Origin of the sequence: Pseudoalteromonas sp. P1-9 (genome assembly GCF_001399975.1) — a bacterium.
GTDB lineage: Bacteria > Pseudomonadota > Gammaproteobacteria > Enterobacterales > Alteromonadaceae > Pseudoalteromonas.
Genome location: NZ_LKBD01000002.1, coordinates 184,123 through 202,079 on the forward strand (window position 1 = coordinate 184,123; position 17,957 = coordinate 202,079).

The 17,957-nt window shown below is 41.6% G+C and carries 17 protein-coding genes; 2 read left to right on the forward strand and 15 right to left on the reverse strand.

Features of this window, described 5'->3' with window-relative positions; translation table 11 throughout:
- Positions 1-8: 8 nt before the first annotated feature.
- From AN214_RS02155 to AN214_RS02200, 10 genes are all read right to left on the reverse strand, one after another.
- Positions 9-2,735 (reverse strand): methyl-accepting chemotaxis protein, encoded by a 2,727-nt coding sequence (locus AN214_RS02155; protein ID WP_054978220.1) that lies wholly within the window; start codon positions 2,733-2,735, stop codon positions 9-11.
- 90 nt (positions 2,736-2,825) lie between these two features.
- The gene (locus AN214_RS02160) at positions 2,826-3,326 is read right to left on the reverse strand and encodes a chemotaxis protein CheW (RefSeq protein WP_054978221.1); all 501 of its coding nucleotides are present in this window, start codon (positions 3,324-3,326) and stop codon (positions 2,826-2,828) included.
- Positions 3,326-5,422: a chemotaxis protein CheA gene (locus tag AN214_RS02165; protein ID WP_054978222.1), complete on the reverse strand. Its 2,097-nt coding sequence runs from the start codon at positions 5,420-5,422 to the stop codon at positions 3,326-3,328. The genes AN214_RS02160 and AN214_RS02165 overlap by 1 nt, the downstream gene beginning before the upstream one ends.
- Positions 5,423-5,435: 13 nt before the next feature.
- Positions 5,436-5,798: a response regulator gene (locus AN214_RS02170; RefSeq protein WP_010561505.1), complete on the reverse strand. Its 363-nt coding sequence runs from the start codon at positions 5,796-5,798 to the stop codon at positions 5,436-5,438.
- A gap of 12 nt (positions 5,799-5,810) precedes the next feature.
- A complete protein-coding gene (locus tag AN214_RS02175; RefSeq protein ID WP_010561504.1) occupies positions 5,811-6,080 on the reverse strand; it encodes a lipid asymmetry maintenance protein MlaB in 270 nt (89 codons plus the stop codon).
- Positions 6,081-6,193: 113 nt separating this feature from the next.
- Positions 6,194-6,811, reverse strand: a complete 618-nt coding sequence (locus AN214_RS02180) for an SCO family protein (protein ID WP_054978223.1) — start codon at positions 6,809-6,811, stop codon at positions 6,194-6,196.
- Between the two features lie 9 nt (positions 6,812-6,820).
- Positions 6,821-7,708: a heme o synthase gene (cyoE, locus tag AN214_RS02185; RefSeq protein WP_054978224.1), complete on the reverse strand. Its 888-nt coding sequence runs from the start codon at positions 7,706-7,708 to the stop codon at positions 6,821-6,823.
- A 10-nt stretch (positions 7,709-7,718) separates the two neighbouring features.
- Positions 7,719-8,711, reverse strand: coding sequence for a heme A synthase (locus AN214_RS02190; RefSeq protein WP_054978225.1), 993 nt, complete (start codon positions 8,709-8,711; stop codon positions 7,719-7,721).
- A gap of 9 nt (positions 8,712-8,720) precedes the next feature.
- A complete protein-coding gene (locus tag AN214_RS02195; RefSeq protein WP_054978226.1) occupies positions 8,721-9,245 on the reverse strand; it encodes a hypothetical protein in 525 nt (174 codons plus the stop codon).
- Positions 9,238-9,957 carry an SURF1 family protein gene (locus AN214_RS02200; RefSeq protein WP_054978227.1) on the reverse strand — a complete coding sequence of 240 codons (720 nt, stop codon included), beginning with the start codon at positions 9,955-9,957 and terminating at the stop codon, positions 9,238-9,240. Before AN214_RS02200 ends, AN214_RS02195 begins: the two co-directional genes overlap by 8 nt.
- Before the next feature lie 20 nt (positions 9,958-9,977).
- On the opposite strand from AN214_RS02200, the gene AN214_RS02205 reads away from it, so the two are divergent.
- On the forward strand, positions 9,978-10,196 hold the full coding sequence (locus AN214_RS02205; protein WP_010561498.1) for a DUF2909 domain-containing protein: 219 nt from the start codon (positions 9,978-9,980) through the stop codon (positions 10,194-10,196).
- A gap of 13 nt (positions 10,197-10,209) precedes the next feature.
- On the opposite strand, the gene AN214_RS02210 is transcribed toward AN214_RS02205, so the two are convergent.
- The 5 genes from AN214_RS02210 to lexA form a co-directional block, all read right to left on the reverse strand.
- Positions 10,210-11,088, reverse strand: coding sequence for a cytochrome c oxidase subunit 3 (locus AN214_RS02210; RefSeq protein ID WP_054978228.1), 879 nt, complete (start codon positions 11,086-11,088; stop codon positions 10,210-10,212).
- Positions 11,072-11,647, reverse strand: a complete 576-nt coding sequence (locus tag AN214_RS02215; protein ID WP_010561496.1) for a cytochrome c oxidase assembly protein — start codon at positions 11,645-11,647, stop codon at positions 11,072-11,074. Before AN214_RS02215 ends, AN214_RS02210 begins: the two co-directional genes overlap by 17 nt.
- Entirely contained in the window at positions 11,647-13,221 is a 1,575-nt protein-coding gene (gene ctaD / locus AN214_RS02220) for a cytochrome c oxidase subunit I (protein WP_054978229.1), read from the reverse strand. The genes AN214_RS02215 and ctaD overlap by 1 nt, the downstream gene beginning before the upstream one ends.
- A complete protein-coding gene (gene coxB, locus AN214_RS02225; RefSeq protein ID WP_054978230.1) occupies positions 13,221-14,351 on the reverse strand; it encodes a cytochrome c oxidase subunit II in 1,131 nt (376 codons plus the stop codon). Before coxB ends, ctaD begins: the two co-directional genes overlap by 1 nt.
- Before the next feature lie 338 nt (positions 14,352-14,689).
- On the reverse strand, positions 14,690-15,307 hold the full coding sequence (gene lexA / locus AN214_RS02230) for a transcriptional repressor LexA (RefSeq protein WP_054978231.1): 618 nt from the start codon (positions 15,305-15,307) through the stop codon (positions 14,690-14,692).
- 228 nt (positions 15,308-15,535) lie between these two features.
- Here lexA and plsB point away from each other — a divergent pair, with 228 nt between their 5' ends.
- Entirely contained in the window at positions 15,536-17,947 is a 2,412-nt protein-coding gene (gene plsB / locus AN214_RS02235; protein ID WP_054978232.1) for a glycerol-3-phosphate 1-O-acyltransferase PlsB, read from the forward strand.
- Positions 17,948-17,957: the final 10 nt, after the last annotated feature.

A 17,957-nucleotide genomic window follows, 5' to 3' on the forward strand; every position in this document is an offset into this window, starting at 1 on the left:
ACGAACTGTTAAAACTCTTCCCACTCTTCGCTGCTATCGGCGAAATCATCGCCCGATGGAGCCGAGGTTATTTGCAAACGCTCATTACGCGAAGCAACTTTTGGGGCGCTTTTTGCAGCGGGTCGCGGTGTAATCATCGGAGACTCAATACTATGATTGCCACTAGTATTAAAGAAACTTAATAACTGACGCATGCCATTTGCTTGTTCAGCCATGGATTCACTCGCCGCAGAGGCTTGCTCTACAAGCGCGGCATTTTGCTGAGTCATTTCATCCATTTGCGTAATGGCTTTGTTAACCTGCTCAATACCCGAGCTTTGCTCTTCCGATGCTACCGTTATATCAGCAATCATTTCTGTTACTCGTTGTACTGAGGCAACTATCTCTTGCAGCGTACTACCTGATTCATTCACCAGTAGCGTTCCGTCTTCAACTTTGCTCACACTGTCTCGGATTAGCTCTTTAATTTCTTTAGCTGCAGCGGCTGAACGTTGTGCTAAATTTCGCACTTCACCAGCCACAACTGCGAAGCCTCGTCCTTGCTCACCTGCTCTTGCAGCTTCTACTGCAGCATTCAGTGCAAGTAAATTAGTTTGGAATGCAATCTCATCAATAACACCTATGATGTCTGCAATTTTCTTGCTGGCTTGATTGATTTCGGCCATGCTTTCTACCGCACGCTCAACCACTTCTCCACCTTGTTTAGCCTTTACTTGGGTGTCGTTGGCTAGTTCATTCGCAACTTTTGCATTATCGGCATTCTGGCGAACGGTGCTGGTCATCTCTTCCATACTTGAAGCTGTTTCTTCTAATGACGACGCTTGCTCTTCGGTTCGCTGACTTAAATCAGTATTACCTTGCGAAATTTCTTCCGCGCCACTGGCAACAAGATTAGAAGACACGCTAACTTTCTCTATCACTTCGGTCAGCTTTTCTGCCGTTGTATTTGCATCGCGTTTTAACTTATCAAATGAGCCTAGGTAATCGCTCTGAATACGCTTGGTCAAGTCACCATGCGCCATGGCATCAAGCATTTCTGCTGCTTCAGTGATTACCTCTTCGGATATTTCAACTAACCTATTAAGCCCTTGCGCAAGATTTAAGAAGAAACCTTGTTTACCCGATTGATCGATACGCGTATCTAGTTCACCTTGCGATGCCGCGGTTACAAGCTCGTCAATTTCTTTCTCAATTGCCACCTCAGCAGTTCTATCTAGCCATTCCACAACCGTGCCCAAACGCTCTTGATTGTCGGAGAAGATAGGATTCGCAGTAAGCGCAAAAGTGCGGCCGCCGACCAAAATTTCAGTGCTATACGTTGATGTCAGACGCTCTATCATTTGTTGCTGATGTGCCGGGTTTTTATGGAATACATCCATATTTGAACCCATTAATGACGACGCATTAAAGTTAGGTAAATCGCGCTTAATATCAGATTCGGCATTGCGCATCATATTTAACACAGCACTATTCATATACACAATTTCATTGCTCGCATTAGCAATCATTGTGTTGGTATTAACCGTATCAAGTGCTTGGCGAACTCGTGAGTTTTCAGCGGCAATTGCCTCTGCTTTTCTTTGCGCTGCCAATTCATCGGTCAAATCTTGCCATTCTACAATGGTACCAATGCGTTCACCTTCGGTATTCAGCCAAGGTGTTGCGATAAGTGAGAAGGTTAATTCAGCAACCGTGATTCTGGTGCGATACACATCTTTAAGCGCAGCTAGCATTTTTTGTTGATGGCTTGGATCTTTATGGAAAACATCAACACACTGCCCAATTAAATTATTAGCATCAAAATTTGGCAATACTTTACGAATTGACGCTTCGCGACCTTTAAGCATTTTTAAGTTTTCATCGTTAATAAAAACTATCTTTAAGTCATTGTCTGCAATCATTACATTTGCTTGACACACTTTAAGTGCGTTTGCACGGTTGGCGGCCAAACGCGCTTCAAACTCTGCTTCTTTTTGCTCTGTAATATCGCTCGCATATTTCACAACTTTAACGGGCTTACCGTTCGGATCAAAAATCGGATTATAAGACGCCTTAATCCATACATTTTTTCCGCCGTTGCCAATTCGTTTATAGTCACCAGTACAAAACTCACCGCGATTCAATTTTTGCCAAAAATCTTTATAGTCTTGACTCGAAGCGTATTCTGACTTTGCAAACATACTATGATGTTTGCCAACAATCTCATCTAATCGATAACCCATAACACTGCAAAAATTATCGTTTGCTGTAATGATTGTGCCATCGAGATTAAACTCTATTACGGCTTGCGATTTACGAATTGCTTTTAGCTGCCCTTCGGAGTCCGCAGCAGTCAGTTTACGTTCTGTGATATCCGTTGCGTATTTTACAACCTTAGTAACAACACCATGTTCATTGACAATAGGGTTGTATGACGCTTGAATCCAAATCTCTTTGCCTTCGGCATTAATACGATTAAATTCACCGGAGATAAACTCGCCACGCGTTAGCCGAGCCCAAAACTGGCTATACTCAGCATTATTGGCATGTGCAGGGGGTACAAACATGCGATGATGCTGTCCTTGAATTTGCTCTAAGCGATATCCCAACGCATTTAAAAAGTTGGTGTTAGCCGTAATTACAGTACCATCAGGATTAAACTCAATCACAGCTTGAGATCGACTTAAGGCTGCTAAGATTAAATCACTCTCAGATTTCCCAGATGCTGCGTCTGGTGTTTTGCTAGACCACCACATATCAATCTCCACCCTTTTTTATTTGATTGCATTTCATCATCGGCTTTTACACTCGCTTAGTACTCACCTGTTGATGAGCTATTGTTTTTATTAGTCCGGCTCTTTAGAAAGATTCAACACCCGTTTTAAATCTAACAACACAACCATTTTTTCACCGACATTGACCAGACCATGAACAAACTCAGTATTTTCAGTATTAGTTACATCAGGCACATCGCGCGCGTCAGACTCTGAAATGCTGTAAACATCTGATACTGCATCCACCACTAATCCCATAATTTTGTCGCCACTTTCTAGGTCAACTTTGACCACAATTACTACAGTCACTGAGCTATACGGCACCTGCGGCAAGCCAAATCGCGCCCGCAAATCAATAATAGGGACTATTGTGCCGCGCAGATTAATGGCACCTTTGACATAACTTGGCGAATTGGGAATTTGAGTTATTTCTTCCCAACCACGGATCTCTTGCACTGCGAGAATATCCACACCATATTCTTCATCTGCCATCATAAAAGTCAGAAATTGGCAGATATTCTCTTCTTGATTCTCTTCGCTCGACTCGAGAAGATCATTTGCTATCGCTTCCATCAAGCTTCCTCACTTTCTATCGGCTCAATTGCAAGCTCAGAAGTGCCTGCTTTTTTCAGGCCCGCTAATTTGATTAGCCCAGTAATATCAATAATTAGCGATACTCTTCCGTCACCTAAAATAGTTGCGCCAGAGACCCCTTCTACTTTCTGATAATTAGCTTCCAAGCTTTTAATGACGACTTGTTGTTGTGCCAGTAAATCGTCAACTAATAACCCGACTTTTTGGTTGTCACTTTCAACAATAACCAGCAGGCCTTTATCAAGATCTTCAATTGCACCGCTGTGATTAAAGATTTTATGTAATCGTAAAATAGGAATATATTCATCGCGTAAGCGTAAAACGTTTAAGCCGCCGCCCACGCAATTCACCATTTTCAGATCAATTTGTAATGACTCCACAATAGAAATCAGCGGAATGATGTAAGTATGTTGAGCAACGGTCACTAACTGACCATCTAAAATAGCTAAAGTAAGCGGTAGGCGAATCGTAAAGGTTGAACCAATACCTTGTTCTGAAGTAACCTCAATTGAGCCATTAAGCGATTGGATATTCCGTCTTACTACGTCCATACCCACGCCGCGGCCAGAGATGTCACTCACTTCATCTGCGGTTGAAAAACCGGGCATAAAAATTAGCTCATTAATTTCATCATCCGATAAGTCGTCTGAATCGCTAATTAGGCCGTTTTGAATCGCTTTTTGTTTGATTTTTTGTGTATTTAAGCCAGCACCATCGTCCATAATCTCAATAACTATGTTACCGCCTTGATGAAATGCATTAAGTGTAACGGTGCCAACTCTTGGCTTACCCGCTTCTTCCCGCTGCTCTGGCGTTTCTAGGCCATGATCCAGTGAGTTTCGCACCAAGTGCACCATAGGATCTGAGATTTTTTCCATTACTGTTTTATCAAGCTCAGTTTGCTCACCAAGGAGTTTTAGTTCGACTTCTTTTCCTAGTTTTTGCGATGTGTCTCGCACTAAACGGGGAAAGCGACTAAATACAAAACTGATTGGCAGCATGCGAATTCGCATCACACTTTCTTGTAAATCACGTGTGTTATGAGCAAGTTGTGCAAGCCCTTCTTGCAAGGCCATTAATTTGTTTTCGGTAATTTCTCCTTCACCAAGCTGTGTAAGCATTGCTTGAGTAATTACCAGCTCGCCAACCATGTTAATTAGTGAGTCTACTTTATCAATGCTGACTCGAATTGACGTACTTTCGGTGGAACCACTTTTCGCAGATGCTTTTGCTGCTGGCGCAGGTTTGTCACTTTTACTTTCAGCTGTTGGCGTTGGAGCCTCTTCAGTAACTTGCTCACTTACATCTTCTGATTCAGATTCTACGGGGTCGTCACCAAACAATCCGCCACACAAGGTGATAGTGATTTCGGCATCATCTTCAACCCACTCAAATACTTCTTTTATCGCCTCTTCGCCTTTATCGGTTTCGAGATAAAAGCACCAATTTAAAAAACATTCGTCAGCCGCAAGGTTATGAATATCAGGTACATCATCTAAATTCACAGATACGTCGAGCTGACCTAGTTCTGCCAACTCTTCAATCAAATAAATGGGCTCATTACCCGTTTTAAATAAATGATGTTGCGGCTTAAAAATCACTTCGTAGGTATCAAGTGCACCGTGCTCCACCGGTGGATTATCGTTGCTACTTTTTGTAGCTGCTGGTGTACTAGCTGGCTGTGACTCACCCGCTAAAATTGCCTCAAACTTTTCTTTTAACTGAATTGCCGTCGTTAGGTCTGTTTCTTGATTATTTTGTAAATCACCTAACATTTCGCGCAAACAATCAACCGACTGCAAAAGCAGATTCACATGTTCGGCGGTTAATTCTCTGCTGCCTTCACGGATTTGGTCTAATAACGTTTCTAAAACATGAGTAAAGTCGGAAACATGTGTGAAGCCAAAGGTTCCACTTCCGCCTTTAATAGAATGCGCGGCACGGAAAATAGTATTAATCGTCTCGTTATCTACATCACCAGGTGTGAGGTTGAGTAACTCCGATTCCATGACATCCAAACCTTCAAGGCTCTCTTCAAAGAAAACCTCAAAGAATTGGCTTAAGTCTATGCTCATGCCGCCTCCTGATTTATCGGATGACTTTCTTAATAACTGCTAATAACTGATCTGGATTAAATGGTTTTACGATCCATCCAGTGGCGCCAGCGGCTTTACCTTCGGTTTTTTTATCCAGTCCCGATTCAGTAGTAAGCATTAGCATAGGCGTAAACTTGTAGGCAGGTAGCGCTCTTAATTCTCGAATAAGTGTAATGCCGTCCATAATCGGCATATTCACATCGGAAATAACCGCATCAAAGCTGTTGCCTTTAGCGATTTCTAACGCTTCGCTTCCGTCTTTCGCTTCTGTTACATCGAAACCGGCTTTTTTAAGCGTAAAACCAACCATTTGTCTCATTGATGCAGAATCATCAACCGCCAAAATCTTTTTCATACAGACCCCAAATTATTGTTCTGATAAGGCAAGAAAATCTTGCACTCCCAATGTTTTTGCTGCAGCAAATAACGCATCACTTTTGCCATGCCACGTAATTTGATGCTGAGTTTCCGCTAGATTTTTTTGCAACGAACAGAGTAGTTGAATTGAAGCGGTATCAGCGCGAGTAACCGAGGAAATATCCAGATCAATACTCGATTGTTTCGATAATAAATCTAAAAGAGATTCTTTAAGCTCAGAAACTGAGTTTATGACAAGCTCAGCAGGTAACTGATACATAATTTTCTTTCCTTGTTCGCTTAAAATTAAGCGTAGACCCAGAATGAAAATTTGCCAAAATAATATCGATTTAATTAAAGCTAATTAATGCGTTAGCAGATCATAAATCGATACTAATTGCTGTAGTACCCAATAATTGAGGTCAGATCTTGTGTCATTTCACTTTGATTAATTAACGGTACTTTGCCTTTGGCAAATTCAGGTTTAAAAATGGCTCTAACGGCACCATTTGGGTCGACTAGCGTGACGGATGCACTGTGGTCAACTGTGTAATTTTCCGACTCACCATCATCATGAATGGCGTACACTAAACCTAGGTTTCGAACAAATGGAAATAAATGCTTATGCTCTGCTGAAACAGCAGTAAAATCGGGGTTAAAGTAATCAATGTACAGCTTGCGTTTTTCTGCGTTATCACGCTTAGGATCAACCGATACAAACCATACATTTATGGCAAAGTTAGGCGATAACTCTTTTGTTATCTGAGTTAATTTTGCCAACGTCATTGGGCAAATATCTGGGCAACTTGTATAACCTAAAAATAATAGCGTCCAGTTGCCCTTTAAGTTTTGATTAGTAACCTGTTGGCCATTTTGGTCTTGCAGCACAAATGGCTTAACAATCTTAGCCTCTTGATAGAGTAATGCGCTTGTTTGCGGAGGTGATTTTGGGCCGCAACCCAAAACCATAAAAATTAAAGATATAACAATTAAAAGCTTAAATTGACTCATTTAAATCAATCACTTATCAATAAATAGTGCGATAAATAGTATCATAAGTTGCCAAATGGAATAGATAAATAGCTTTATCGCAGACTTTTCTTTGGCAGCAAATTTTAACTCCCAAGCACGGTACATAAATACACCATTGAGTAACACACTTACCGCTAAATAAAAGTTTCCTGACATACCAATTAAAAACGGTAAAACACAAACCAATGTCAATAAAACGCTATATAACAACACCATTGTTTTGGTGAACTCAATACCATGCGTTACTGGCAACATGGGGACTTTTGCGTTTTCATAATCTTTTTTACGATCAATGGCTAACGCCCAAAAGTGCGGTGGTGTCCAAGTGAAAATTATCATCACTAATAACCATGGTTCTGCAGACATTGAGCCAGTTTCAGACACCCACCCCAGCAACGGCGGCATCGCGCCAGCAAAACCCCCGATCACAATATTTTGTGGCGTGCGCCTTTTTAATACCAGCGTATAAATAAACGCATATCCGACTAAAGCAACTAAGGTAAGCCAAGCGGTCAGCCAATTTGCGTAAGCAACTAACATGCAAAACCCAATAACTAACAGCGTCATTGAAAAGACAAACGCCTGACGATTGGTCACACTGCCGGTTGCGACAGGGCGCGAATCCGTGCGCTTCATTTTTTTATCTATATCGCTATCAACAATATGGTTAATCACCGCAGCACTACTGGCTAATAATGCGATACCTACTATGGTTAACACCTGCTCTAGCAAGCTTCGCCCAACATAGGGTGCCAAACCTTGTCCAACCACAGCGGTAAGCGCTAGTAACATCACAACTTTGTGTTTACAAAGCACTAAGTATTCATGAACTTTAGCGCTTAGTGAGCGCTGAAATTGTAAAACATAACTGGTCATAGTTGACTCCCTAGCACTTGCTTTTAATGAGATATGCAAGCCGAACGCAGCTTAAAAGTAGCAACACTGCTGTCATATTATGAATAAGCGCAATATTGAGCGGAATATGCATCAAAATTAAGCTAACTCCCAGCCCTATCTGACAAAACAACACCACCCAAATATGATAAACAGCTCGTTTTATTACTGTTGAATAACAATCTTTTAGAATTTTAAAACCAACCCAAAGCACCACAAACGTAGTAACCATAGCCCAGATACGATGGAAAAAGTGAATCGACATACGCGCTTCAGCCGACAACACTCCAAACTCATAACTGGCGTGATCATTCGGTAATTGAAAAATACTCGTAAATGAAAAACGCTCAAATGTACTGGCTCCACACAAAGGGAAATCTGCACAATGTGAGGCCGCGTAATTTGCCGCTAACCATCCACCTAATGCAATCTGCGAAACAACGAAGCACAATGCGATTATTGCCAAGCCATAATGCGGTTTTGCGCCTGAATCTCCACCTGGGATGCGTTCTGTAGTAAGCCTAATATAGAGCAAGAACAACAAGCTCATAATCGTAAAGCCACCGAGTAAATGCCCCATTACGATGAGTGGCTGTAAGTTCATCGTGACTGTTAACATGCCTAACGCAGCTTGAAATACGACTAGCCCCAAAATTAATAACGGTAACTTGACTGGCGCTAATCGGTGCTGCCGTTGCTTAAACGCCATTATCGCAATAAGCAAAATAATAATGCCCAGCGTGCCGGCAAAATAGCGATGGATCATTTCTTTCCACGCTTTTCCTTGATCGACCTCATGTGTTGGAAAATGTGTTTCGACTTTTTCTAGCTCATGCACTTCATTTGGCACAGTTAAAAAACCATAACACCCTGGCCAATCAGGGCAGCCTAAGCCCGAATCGCTAAGTCGCGTATATGCACCTAATCCCACCACAATAAACGCAAAAATACAGCCAAACAGTACAATTTTATGATATTGATTCATTCGCGCCTCCTATGCTCTACTGCGGCTATAATTGAGCAGCTTTTTAAGGTCTTTAATAAGCCCGCGTTTCATATTATTGTCTGACTGAAGCTGATAATTAACGGGGTACTCAAGCACTATTAAACCGTGATGATCGACTAAATAAATTGCATCTGATTCAATAGCAAGTGTTTGATTTTCTAGTTGTGTAACAGCATTTTCATGTGCAGTTAAATTGGTCAGCTGCAATGCCTGCTGGCTGCTCGAAAGGGAAAATGCCCCAACATATAAATTATGTTTACCAAGCACATCAAACACATTTTTAATTAGTTGCTTTCGAGTTTCGCAATGTTGCGCACAAACCTCTTCCGATAAAGTAACGAGCGACCATTTAAGTTGAGATTCCGCCGGCCACTGTTCAATTTTTTGTTCATTTTCAACAAAATGCCCGAAATTAGTTTGTGCGGGTTCAAGCCAATCAAACTTTAACGCCAAAAAAGCAGTTAACGCTGGCGCTAAAAAACAAATAATAAAAAGTCCAAGAGTCTTATTCATGTGCACTTCCTTTTCGATACATAGCCGCACCAATCACAATCGCAGCGAGAGCGAGTAAAATCCACTGCAAGGCGTACGCTTTGTGTTTATCTGGCGACATATTAATAACTTGGTAATGAAATTCGCCCAGCGCACTGTCCGGCTGCGCATAAAGAATATATGGCGCGAATGGCTGCTGGAGCGCACTTGCAGCAAACTCTGGCGTAATGTATTGCAACCGTTGTCCTTGGCGTAATTCAAGATCATTTGATACCAAGTTAAAGCTGGTAAAGTTACCAACCTTTAATAAAGCGGTGAGTGTTAGTTGCTGAGGCAAGCTTACTTCTGGTAATTGCTCTCGATTTAATGAGCCCGCAAACCAGCCAAGATTAACCAGCCACCAGCGTGAAGAGTTTTTTGGTTTCACGGCAATGATCAAGTCGTAACCAAAACGGCTATTAACCACTTGATTATCAAGCCACCAAAACTGTGAAGAGACTTCGCCTGATAGTGATACTTTAAGGCCCGTTGCAAGCCAATCGCTTGGTAAACTAGCGAGCTGATACCAAGGAATAACCCCTTGCTGGCTAAGCTGATCTAGTTTTTTAATAATCGTTATTTTTTGCTGTGATCTTTGATACTGCCACACAGCTAAACTCGCGCATATTAATGCGACAGTTGTTGTACACACTAGCAGAGTGATGCTTTTTGCACTATTCTGGATTAACCGCATATAGCAAACTCCCTAAACTTATGTTGATAAAATTAATTATCGTATTCTTATTGTTTTACATCGTTTTTAGTTTGTTTAAAGCACTGTTTTGTATGCTTAAAAGCGACGCTGCTGCAAACTCTATGTCCCATTATTTAGGGCGCCGAGTGTTATTTTCTGCAATTGTTCTGATGATTATTTTGCTGGCAATGCTGTTTGGCATCATCACACCAAACAGCAATCCCTACACTGTTGGTTAGTGGTTATTGACCTTTAAAGTACGTAAACAAATACAAACAAACACAACCATACAACATCAACAAAATGCCAATACCAAGCTGCAGCTTGGAAAGCAAAGTGCTTTTCTTCACTAAAGTGCCCTTTTAAAATTCGTATAAATACGACAAGTAAAATGAGCGTGCCTAACGTGACGTGCATACCGTGAAAGCCAGTTAGCAAAAAGAACGTATTGCCATATATACCTGAGTCCAGTGTTAAACCTAGATCTTGATACGCATGAACGTACTCCTCACCTTGTAGCGCTAAAAATATCGCCCCTAAAGCAATAGTAAAGCCAAGCATTGCTTTTAACTGCGTACGTTTACCATGCTCAATTGCGGTGTGTGCAAAATGCAAAGTCACCGATGAGGTTAAAAGAATAATAGTGTTGATAAGTGGTAAACCTTGCCAACCCATTACTTGCGTTTCTGTACCACCAGGCGTACTAACTAAAGGCCATACGGCTTCAAATGATGGCCATAGCACTTCGTTTGTCATCGCGTTATTGCTATCACCACCGAGCCACGGTACAGCAAATGTACGGGCATAAAATAGCGCTCCAAAAAATGCCATAAAAAACATCACTTCAGAGAAAATAAACCACGCCATCCCCTGCTTAAACGAGCGGTCCATTTGCGATGAATAAAGCCCACCTTGAGATTCATCAATCACATTTTTAAACCAACCAAACAGCATATAAAGTAAAACCGCAATGCCTAAGATTAAAATGTGAAAACCAAAACCTCCTTGCTGCTTTGCAGTTTGCATTACCGCTAAGCCAGCTCCGATGGCAATTAAGAACAGAGCAACAGCACCCACAATCGGCCATTGGCTTTGCTCAGGTACATAATATTTTTCATATTGAGTTTTCATTGACTAACTCTCCATCGCGCTTGCTATTGCTTGCAACTTTACCTTCAACATCTGCTGTAATATCGTAAATGGTGTACGACAAGGTCACTTCATGAATATCATTTGGCAAGGTTTCGTCGAGGTAAAAGAGCAATGGTAAATCCGCTGAGCCTTTACTTGTCAGCGGCTGTTGATTAAAACAAAAGCAAGACACTTTATGTAAATATTTAGCCGCCCGACCTGGTGCTACTGACGGTACGGCTTGCATTATCTTGTTGCTACTCGAAAGGTTTTGCGCAATAAATTCTATGCGCTCCATTTCACCTGGGCTAACGTCAACACTGTAGCGTTTGGCTTTGACTTTAAACGGTGCACCAGCTTGCGCATGTGTGATAAATGTAACGCGTACACTGCGCGATTCATCACTTTGCGCACTCACTTGTGCCTGCTCCATATTAGGCTTTCCATTCAATCCTGTGATGTCACAGAAAACGTCATAAAGTGGCACCAGAGCAAAGGCAAACGCAAACATTAATAAACTGGTTAAGATTAGCTTTTTGAGTAGCTTGACGTTATTCATTACTTCACTTCCGGCGGCTCAGAGAACGTATGATAAGGTGCAGGTGATGCAACTTCCCACTCCAACCCTTCGGCTCCATCCCACACTTTGGCAGGTACTTTTTCGCCACCCTTTGCACACTTATAAACAACGGCAACAAAAAGTAATTGAGATAAACCAAAGGCAAACCCACCAATACTGATCAATGCATTAAAATCAGCAAACTGCAGTGCATAGTCAGGAATACGCCTCGGCATACCTGCTAAGCCCACAAAGTGCATTGGGAAGAACAAAATGTTTACGCTAATTAGCGATAACCAAAAATGGGTTTTAGCAAGACCAATGTGATACATGTTGCCTGTCCACTTTGGTAACCAATAATAAGCCCCTGCCATTATCGAGAATACAGCCCCCGTTACCAACACATAATGGAAATGAGCAACCACAAAGTAAGTATCGTGATACTGAAAATCGACCGGTGTTATTGCCAACATCAAACCAGAGAATCCACCTAAGGTGAAAAGCACAATAAAGGCAATGGAAAACAGCATCGGCACTTCAAAACTAATGGAGCCGCGCCACATTGTCGCTACCCAGTTGAAAACTTTTACCCCCGTGGGCACAGATATCAGCATGGTGCTATACATAAAGAACAACTCACCCGCCAATGGCATGCCAGTAGTAAACATATGGTGCGCCCATACAATAAACGACAAAAACGCGATTGATGCTGTGGCATATACCATTGAGGCATAGCCAAACAGTTTCTTGCGTGAAAACGCTGGAATAATCGTCGAGATAACACCAAACGCCGGTAAAATCATGATGTAAACTTCAGGATGTCCGAAGAACCAGAAAATATGCTGGAACATTACTGGGTCGCCACCGCCAGCCGCGTTAAAGAAATCTGTGCCAAAGTACTTATCAGTTAGCACCATAGTCACTGCCCCAGCAAGTACCGGCATCACCGCAATTAATAAAAATGCAGTAATTAACCACGTCCATACAAACAGCGGTAATTTCATATACGTCATGCCCGGTGCGCGCATATTCACTATGGTTACAATTACATTTATTGCTCCCATAATTGAGCTAATACCCATGATATGCACAGCGAAGACGAATAGTGCCGTATTATCATTGCTATATGTGGTTGATAGTGGCGCATAGAACGTCCAACCAAAAGCTGGGCCGCCGCCTTCCATAAATAACGACATAAGCAGAATGAAAAACGCAAATGGTAGAATCCAAAAGCTCCAGTTATTCATGCGCGGTAGTGCCATATCTGGCGCGCCAATCATCATAGGGATCATCCAGTTTGCCAAGCCAGTAAACGCAGGCATAACTGCACCGAAAACCATAATGAGGCCATGAACTGTAGTCATTTGGTTAAAAAAGTGTGGCTCTACAAATTGTAAGCCTGGTTGAAATAATTCGGCACGAATAACCAGTGCCATTGCGCCACCCGTTAAAAACATTAACAGGGCGAATAACAGATAAAGCGTACCGATATCTTTATGGTTAGTTGTAAATAGCCAACGTTTTAGTCCTGTTGGCGCATGATGGTGGTGATGAGATTCAGCTAGTGTTGTCATTATTGTGCTTCTCCCACAGATTCTTGAATATCACTTGGTTGCACTGAATCGCCAGTGTTATTACCCCAAGCATTTCGCTCATAGGTCACTACTGCCGCTAACTCTTTTAGTGACAACATTTTGCTATAGCCTTGCATTGCTGTTGCTGGCTTGCCATGAACCACAATATCGATGTGTGCTTTAACATCGCCAAGTGCTATCGGGCTATCTTTTAGCGCTGGGAACACACCAGGTAATCCCATTCCTGTAGGTTGGTGACACGCAGCACAATTAGCCATATACACTTGCTCTCCTAGCGTCATTAGCTCATCTTGCGATAGTGTGAGGTCAAGTGATGCTTTTTCTGCGGCCGCTGCTTGCGCTTTTTCAAGCTGCGCATTTGCCAACCACTGATCAAATTCAGCAGGCTCTTTAACTTCAACAACCACTGGCATAAAGCCATGGTCTTTTCCGCACAACTCAGCACACTGACCACGATAAATACCGGTCTCATTGACCTTAGTCCACGCTTCGTTAATAAAGCCTGGGTTCGCATCTTTTTTAACAGCGAACTCAGGTACCCACCAAGAGTGAATTACGTCGTCCGACGTCATTAAAAAGCGTACTTTTTTTCCTTTTGGAATAATAAGCGGTTTATCAACATCTAACAGGTAGGTTTCTGTTTTTTGATCTAGGTTGGTGATTTGTTCACGAGGAGTCGAAAGAACAGAATAAAACGACACATCGTGGTCAAGATATTCATAATGCCACTTCCATTGTGACCCTGTAACTTTAATCGTTAGATCAGCTTTGGTGGTGTCTTCCATTGCAATCAAGGTTTTGGTCGCAGGCACTGCCATACCAATCAAAATAACAAATGGAATTGCGGTCCAGAGTATTTCAATTTTAGTACTTTCATGAAATTGAGCAGGCACTGCTCCTTTTGATTTGCGGTGATGGATTATTGCCCAAAACATAATGGCAAATACCACTAATCCAATAACGCAACAGATATAAAAAATTGTCATATGGAGCTCGTAGACATCACGGCTGATGTCTGTCACCCCAACAGGTAAGTTATATTGACTCGTCCCAACTGCTAAAAAAGGAAAGCTCAATAGTAACCATAAGGATAGTTTCACTAGCCTCATGCTCGCTCCTTAGCTAATTATTATTATGTTGTTAGGAAATGGTCAGTGAAAGTTTTAGCGATTAAATCGCACGACGCACTACAGCATCACTCCATTTTCTTTATTATATTTGTTTTCTAAAAGCCGCCCTTTGCTTAAAAAGAAAACAAGGTTACTACTAAGGTCTAGTAAACGATTAAATTTTACGCAAGTCAAATTTAAGATAAATTTTTTATAAATCTATAAGTTAGCGATTTTTGAAGATGTAAAAATAGAAGGGGTTATAGTAAGAAACAGGGGGTTTAAAAGCAGGTTGAGGCTAGTAAAGCTACTCACTAGCCAAGGTCAAAAGTAGTGTATTACATCCAGTCGGCATTTCTAATAACACCAACCGCAAGGCCTTCGATATTAAAATGGTCATGCTCTAAATCGACTTTAATTGTGTCAAATTCATCATTTTCTGCATGTAATAGTACTTGTTTGCCTGCTTTTTCAAAACGCTTTACAGTTACATCTTCATCAACACGGGCTACAACCACTTGACCATTGTTAGCCACAGGTGTGCGATGAACAGCGAGCAAGTCACCGTCCATAATGCCGATATCCTTCATACTCTCACCACGTACACGCAGTAGGAAATCTGCACATGGGTTAAATAGGTTAGGATCAACTTGATAATGGCTTTCAATGTGCTCATTAGCCAAAATAGGTGAACCTGCGGCAACTTGACCAATTAACGGTAAACCTAATTGCTCGGGTTCATCTTCTTCCACTAAACGAATACCGCGGCTAGCGCCGGGCACCATTTCAATTACGCCTTTTTTGGCTAATGCTTTTAAATGCTCTTCTGCAGCGTTTGCACTTTTAAAACCGAGTGTCGATGCGATTTCTGCGCGCGTTGGCGGCATGCCAGTATCTTTAATAAATACTTTAACAAGTTCTAAGATTTGTGCCTGACGTTTTGTTAATGGTCTCATTCACTGGTTTTCCATACAGTACATATAACTGTGAGTATATACAGTTATTCTTATTTCGCAACTATTAATTATTTGATAATTAGCACTATGCTTAGTTACAGACGATAATTGCTGCAAATCAAAAATCATCGCAGTAAATTGCTTTATTTTTCCTCTGGCACGACCAGTTATTTAATCTTTTAGAGTTAACTGGTATGCTAGCGCCCCTTTTGTTTTTAGGTTGGTGTTATGAAGTTGGTTGGCTCTATGATTCAGTGGTTTGCAAACGGTATGAACAAGCTTTTAGTGCGTTCGAAAATAGTACCTGAACACCCTTTAGACAACCTAGCAATAGACAAAAACAAGCCGACCGTTTACATCACATTATTAAATTCTTTTTCTGATTCAGCCGCGTTACGCAATACTTGTAAAAAACTCGGGTTACCAGACCCTCAGGTCACACAGCAAATTGGTGATAAGCAAGTTCCAAGGTACATTCCAATTCATCATCGCTCGCCACTGTTTGGCAAAGCCAAAAAAGACAGCCCAGCGCTCGAAATCAGTGAAGAGATATTTGCAGCGTTAAAGCAATCTGACGTTACCGATTTACAAGTTATTCCTGTAACCATTTTATGGGGACGCAATCCAGGCAAGGAAAAGCCAGGCCTTGGCACTATTTTATCCAGTTCTCTTACACCAAGCTGGTTGCGTAAAGTATTTGTGGTATTACTGTCTGGCCGCGACAACTTAATTCGTTTTAGTCGTCCATTAGAACTATCGCAACTTACTAGTAAGCAACAAAGTGATGATTTACCGCATAAACTCATTCGTGTTGCCCGTGTTCACTTTAAACGTCAGAAGCTCGCTGCGCTTGGTCCTAAACTGCCATCTCGTGATCAGTTGTATCAAGGTCTTTTAGCTTCAAGCACAGTCAAAGCCGCAATTGAAGATGAAGCAAAAAGTAAAAATATCTCAATTGTTGAAGCGCGGCAAAATGCCATAAAACTGGTTGATGAAATTGCTGCCAACTATAACGAGTCAATGATCGGTGTTTCTGAACGCATTCTTACGTGGCTGTGGACCAAATTATACAATGGTATCGAAGTAAATAACCCGGAACGAATTCAAGAGCTGACCGACAAAGGCCACGAAATCATCTATATGCCTTGCCATCGCAGCCATATGGATTACTTATTACTTACTTATGTTATTTATCATCAAGGTTATGTGCCACCGCATATTGCAGCAGGTATAAACTTAAGTTTTTGGCCTGCAGGCCCAATATTCAGACGCTGTGGTGCCTTTTTCTTACGCCGTTCGTTCAAAGGCAACAAGCTTTATTCCGCAGTGTTCCGTGAATACTTAAGCCAGTTATTTATAAAAGGCTACGCTGTTAAGTTTTATACAGAAGGTGGCCGCAGCCGAACTGGCCGTTTACTTCCACCTAAAACCGGTATGTTAGCGATGACATTACAATCAATTTTGCGCGGTATTGATCGTCCAATTTCAATCGTGCCTGTATATATTGGGTACGAGCATGTAATGGAAGTAAACACTTACCTTGGTGAACTTGCTGGACAAAAAAAGAAAAATGAATCCGTACTGGGTGTATTCAAAACATTACGTAAGCTCAAAAATTACGGCAAAGGTAATGTAAACTTTGGCGAACCAATCAACATTAATCAATACCTTACCCAGCACCAGTCAAATTGGCGCGACAGCATTGCTGCAGATGAAAAGCCTAATTGGCTAACGCCAATGGTTGGCAAACTTGCTGATTCAGTGATGGTCAACATTAACAATGCGGCTGCGATCAATGCCGTTACTTTAATCTCATTAATTTTGTTAAACACCGAAAAACAAGCGATGACGCGTAACGAGCTCACTGCTTGTATGACAAACTACCTGAGATTGCTTGAATTAGCGCCTTACAGCAAAGATGTCAGTGTGCCAAACAAAAGTGCTGAAGAGCTGCTTGAACACGCACTCACGTTAGATAAGTTTGAAGTGATTACGCAAGGGCGAGTTGAAGTAATCCGTATTCAAGACACGCAAAAAGTATTATTGAACTACTACCGCAATAACGTACTCCATTTATTCGCAGTACCAAGTCTAATTAGCTCAATTTTAATTAGCCAAAAACACATTTCTCGCGACCAGCTAATCAAGCAAGTTAACGCGTTATATCCGCTCTTTAAACAGGAGTGGTTTATGCAACCGTACTGCGAAACGTATCTAAATGACTCACTTGCAGCCTTGAGCGGTATTGGGTTATTAACCGTTGAAAACGATGCGATTTCAGTTAACCCTAGCAGCAAGTCTCTAGCTCAGCTTAACTTGTTAGCACGCTTTATCCAGTGCACATTAATTCGCTATGCCAGCGTAATTAAACTAATTCTGGCAAGTGACAGCATTTCGCGCGACCAGCTTGAAACGCAAAGCCAAGACTTTGCGCAACAGCTTGCACAGCTATTTGGTATCGATACACCAGAGTTTTTTGATAAAAAAGTATTGTCTGGCTTTATTAGCACACTTAAGCAAAACCACATAATTGATGATTGCGAACAAGGGTGCATCACGGGCAATGAGGCAACGAAGCAGTTGAGTCAAATCATTCTAAAACAGCTTAATCCAAGTATTGCCAGTGCACTTGAAGACTAGCCGTTATCAG

Coding starts and splice junctions, on each gene's coding strand:
- AN214_RS02160 (WP_054978221.1), bottom strand. CDS start 3,326: ATGGAAGCGATAGCAAATGATCTTCTCGAGTCGAGCGAAGAGAATCAA.
- AN214_RS02155 (WP_054978220.1), bottom strand. CDS start 2,735: ATGTGGTGGTCTAGCAAAACACCAGACGCAGCATCTGGGAAATCTGAG.
- AN214_RS02180 (WP_054978223.1), bottom strand. CDS start 6,811: ATGAGTCAATTTAAGCTTTTAATTGTTATATCTTTAATTTTTATGGTT.
- AN214_RS02200 (WP_054978227.1), bottom strand. CDS start 9,957: ATGCGGTTAATCCAGAATAGTGCAAAAAGCATCACTCTGCTAGTGTGT.
- ctaD (WP_054978229.1), bottom strand. CDS start 13,221: ATGACAACACTAGCTGAATCTCATCACCACCATCATGCGCCAACAGGA.
- coxB (WP_054978230.1), bottom strand. CDS start 14,351: ATGAGGCTAGTGAAACTATCCTTATGGTTACTATTGAGCTTTCCTTTT.
- AN214_RS02215 (WP_010561496.1), bottom strand. CDS start 11,647: ATGAATAACGTCAAGCTACTCAAAAAGCTAATCTTAACCAGTTTATTA.
- AN214_RS02210 (WP_054978228.1), bottom strand. CDS start 11,088: ATGAAAACTCAATATGAAAAATATTATGTACCTGAGCAAAGCCAATGG.
- AN214_RS02195 (WP_054978226.1), bottom strand. CDS start 9,245: ATGAATAAGACTCTTGGACTTTTTATTATTTGTTTTTTAGCGCCAGCG.
- AN214_RS02190 (WP_054978225.1), bottom strand. CDS start 8,711: ATGAATCAATATCATAAAATTGTACTGTTTGGCTGTATTTTTGCGTTT.
- AN214_RS02165 (WP_054978222.1), bottom strand. CDS start 5,422: ATGAGCATAGACTTAAGCCAATTCTTTGAGGTTTTCTTTGAAGAGAGC.
- lexA (WP_054978231.1), bottom strand. CDS start 15,307: ATGAGACCATTAACAAAACGTCAGGCACAAATCTTAGAACTTGTTAAA.
- AN214_RS02205 (WP_010561498.1), top strand. CDS start 9,978: ATGTTGATAAAATTAATTATCGTATTCTTATTGTTTTACATCGTTTTT.
- plsB (WP_054978232.1), top strand. CDS start 15,536: ATGAAGTTGGTTGGCTCTATGATTCAGTGGTTTGCAAACGGTATGAAC.
- cyoE (WP_054978224.1), bottom strand. CDS start 7,708: ATGACCAGTTATGTTTTACAATTTCAGCGCTCACTAAGCGCTAAAGTT.
- AN214_RS02175 (WP_010561504.1), bottom strand. CDS start 6,080: ATGTATCAGTTACCTGCTGAGCTTGTCATAAACTCAGTTTCTGAGCTT.
- AN214_RS02170 (WP_010561505.1), bottom strand. CDS start 5,798: ATGAAAAAGATTTTGGCGGTTGATGATTCTGCATCAATGAGACAAATG.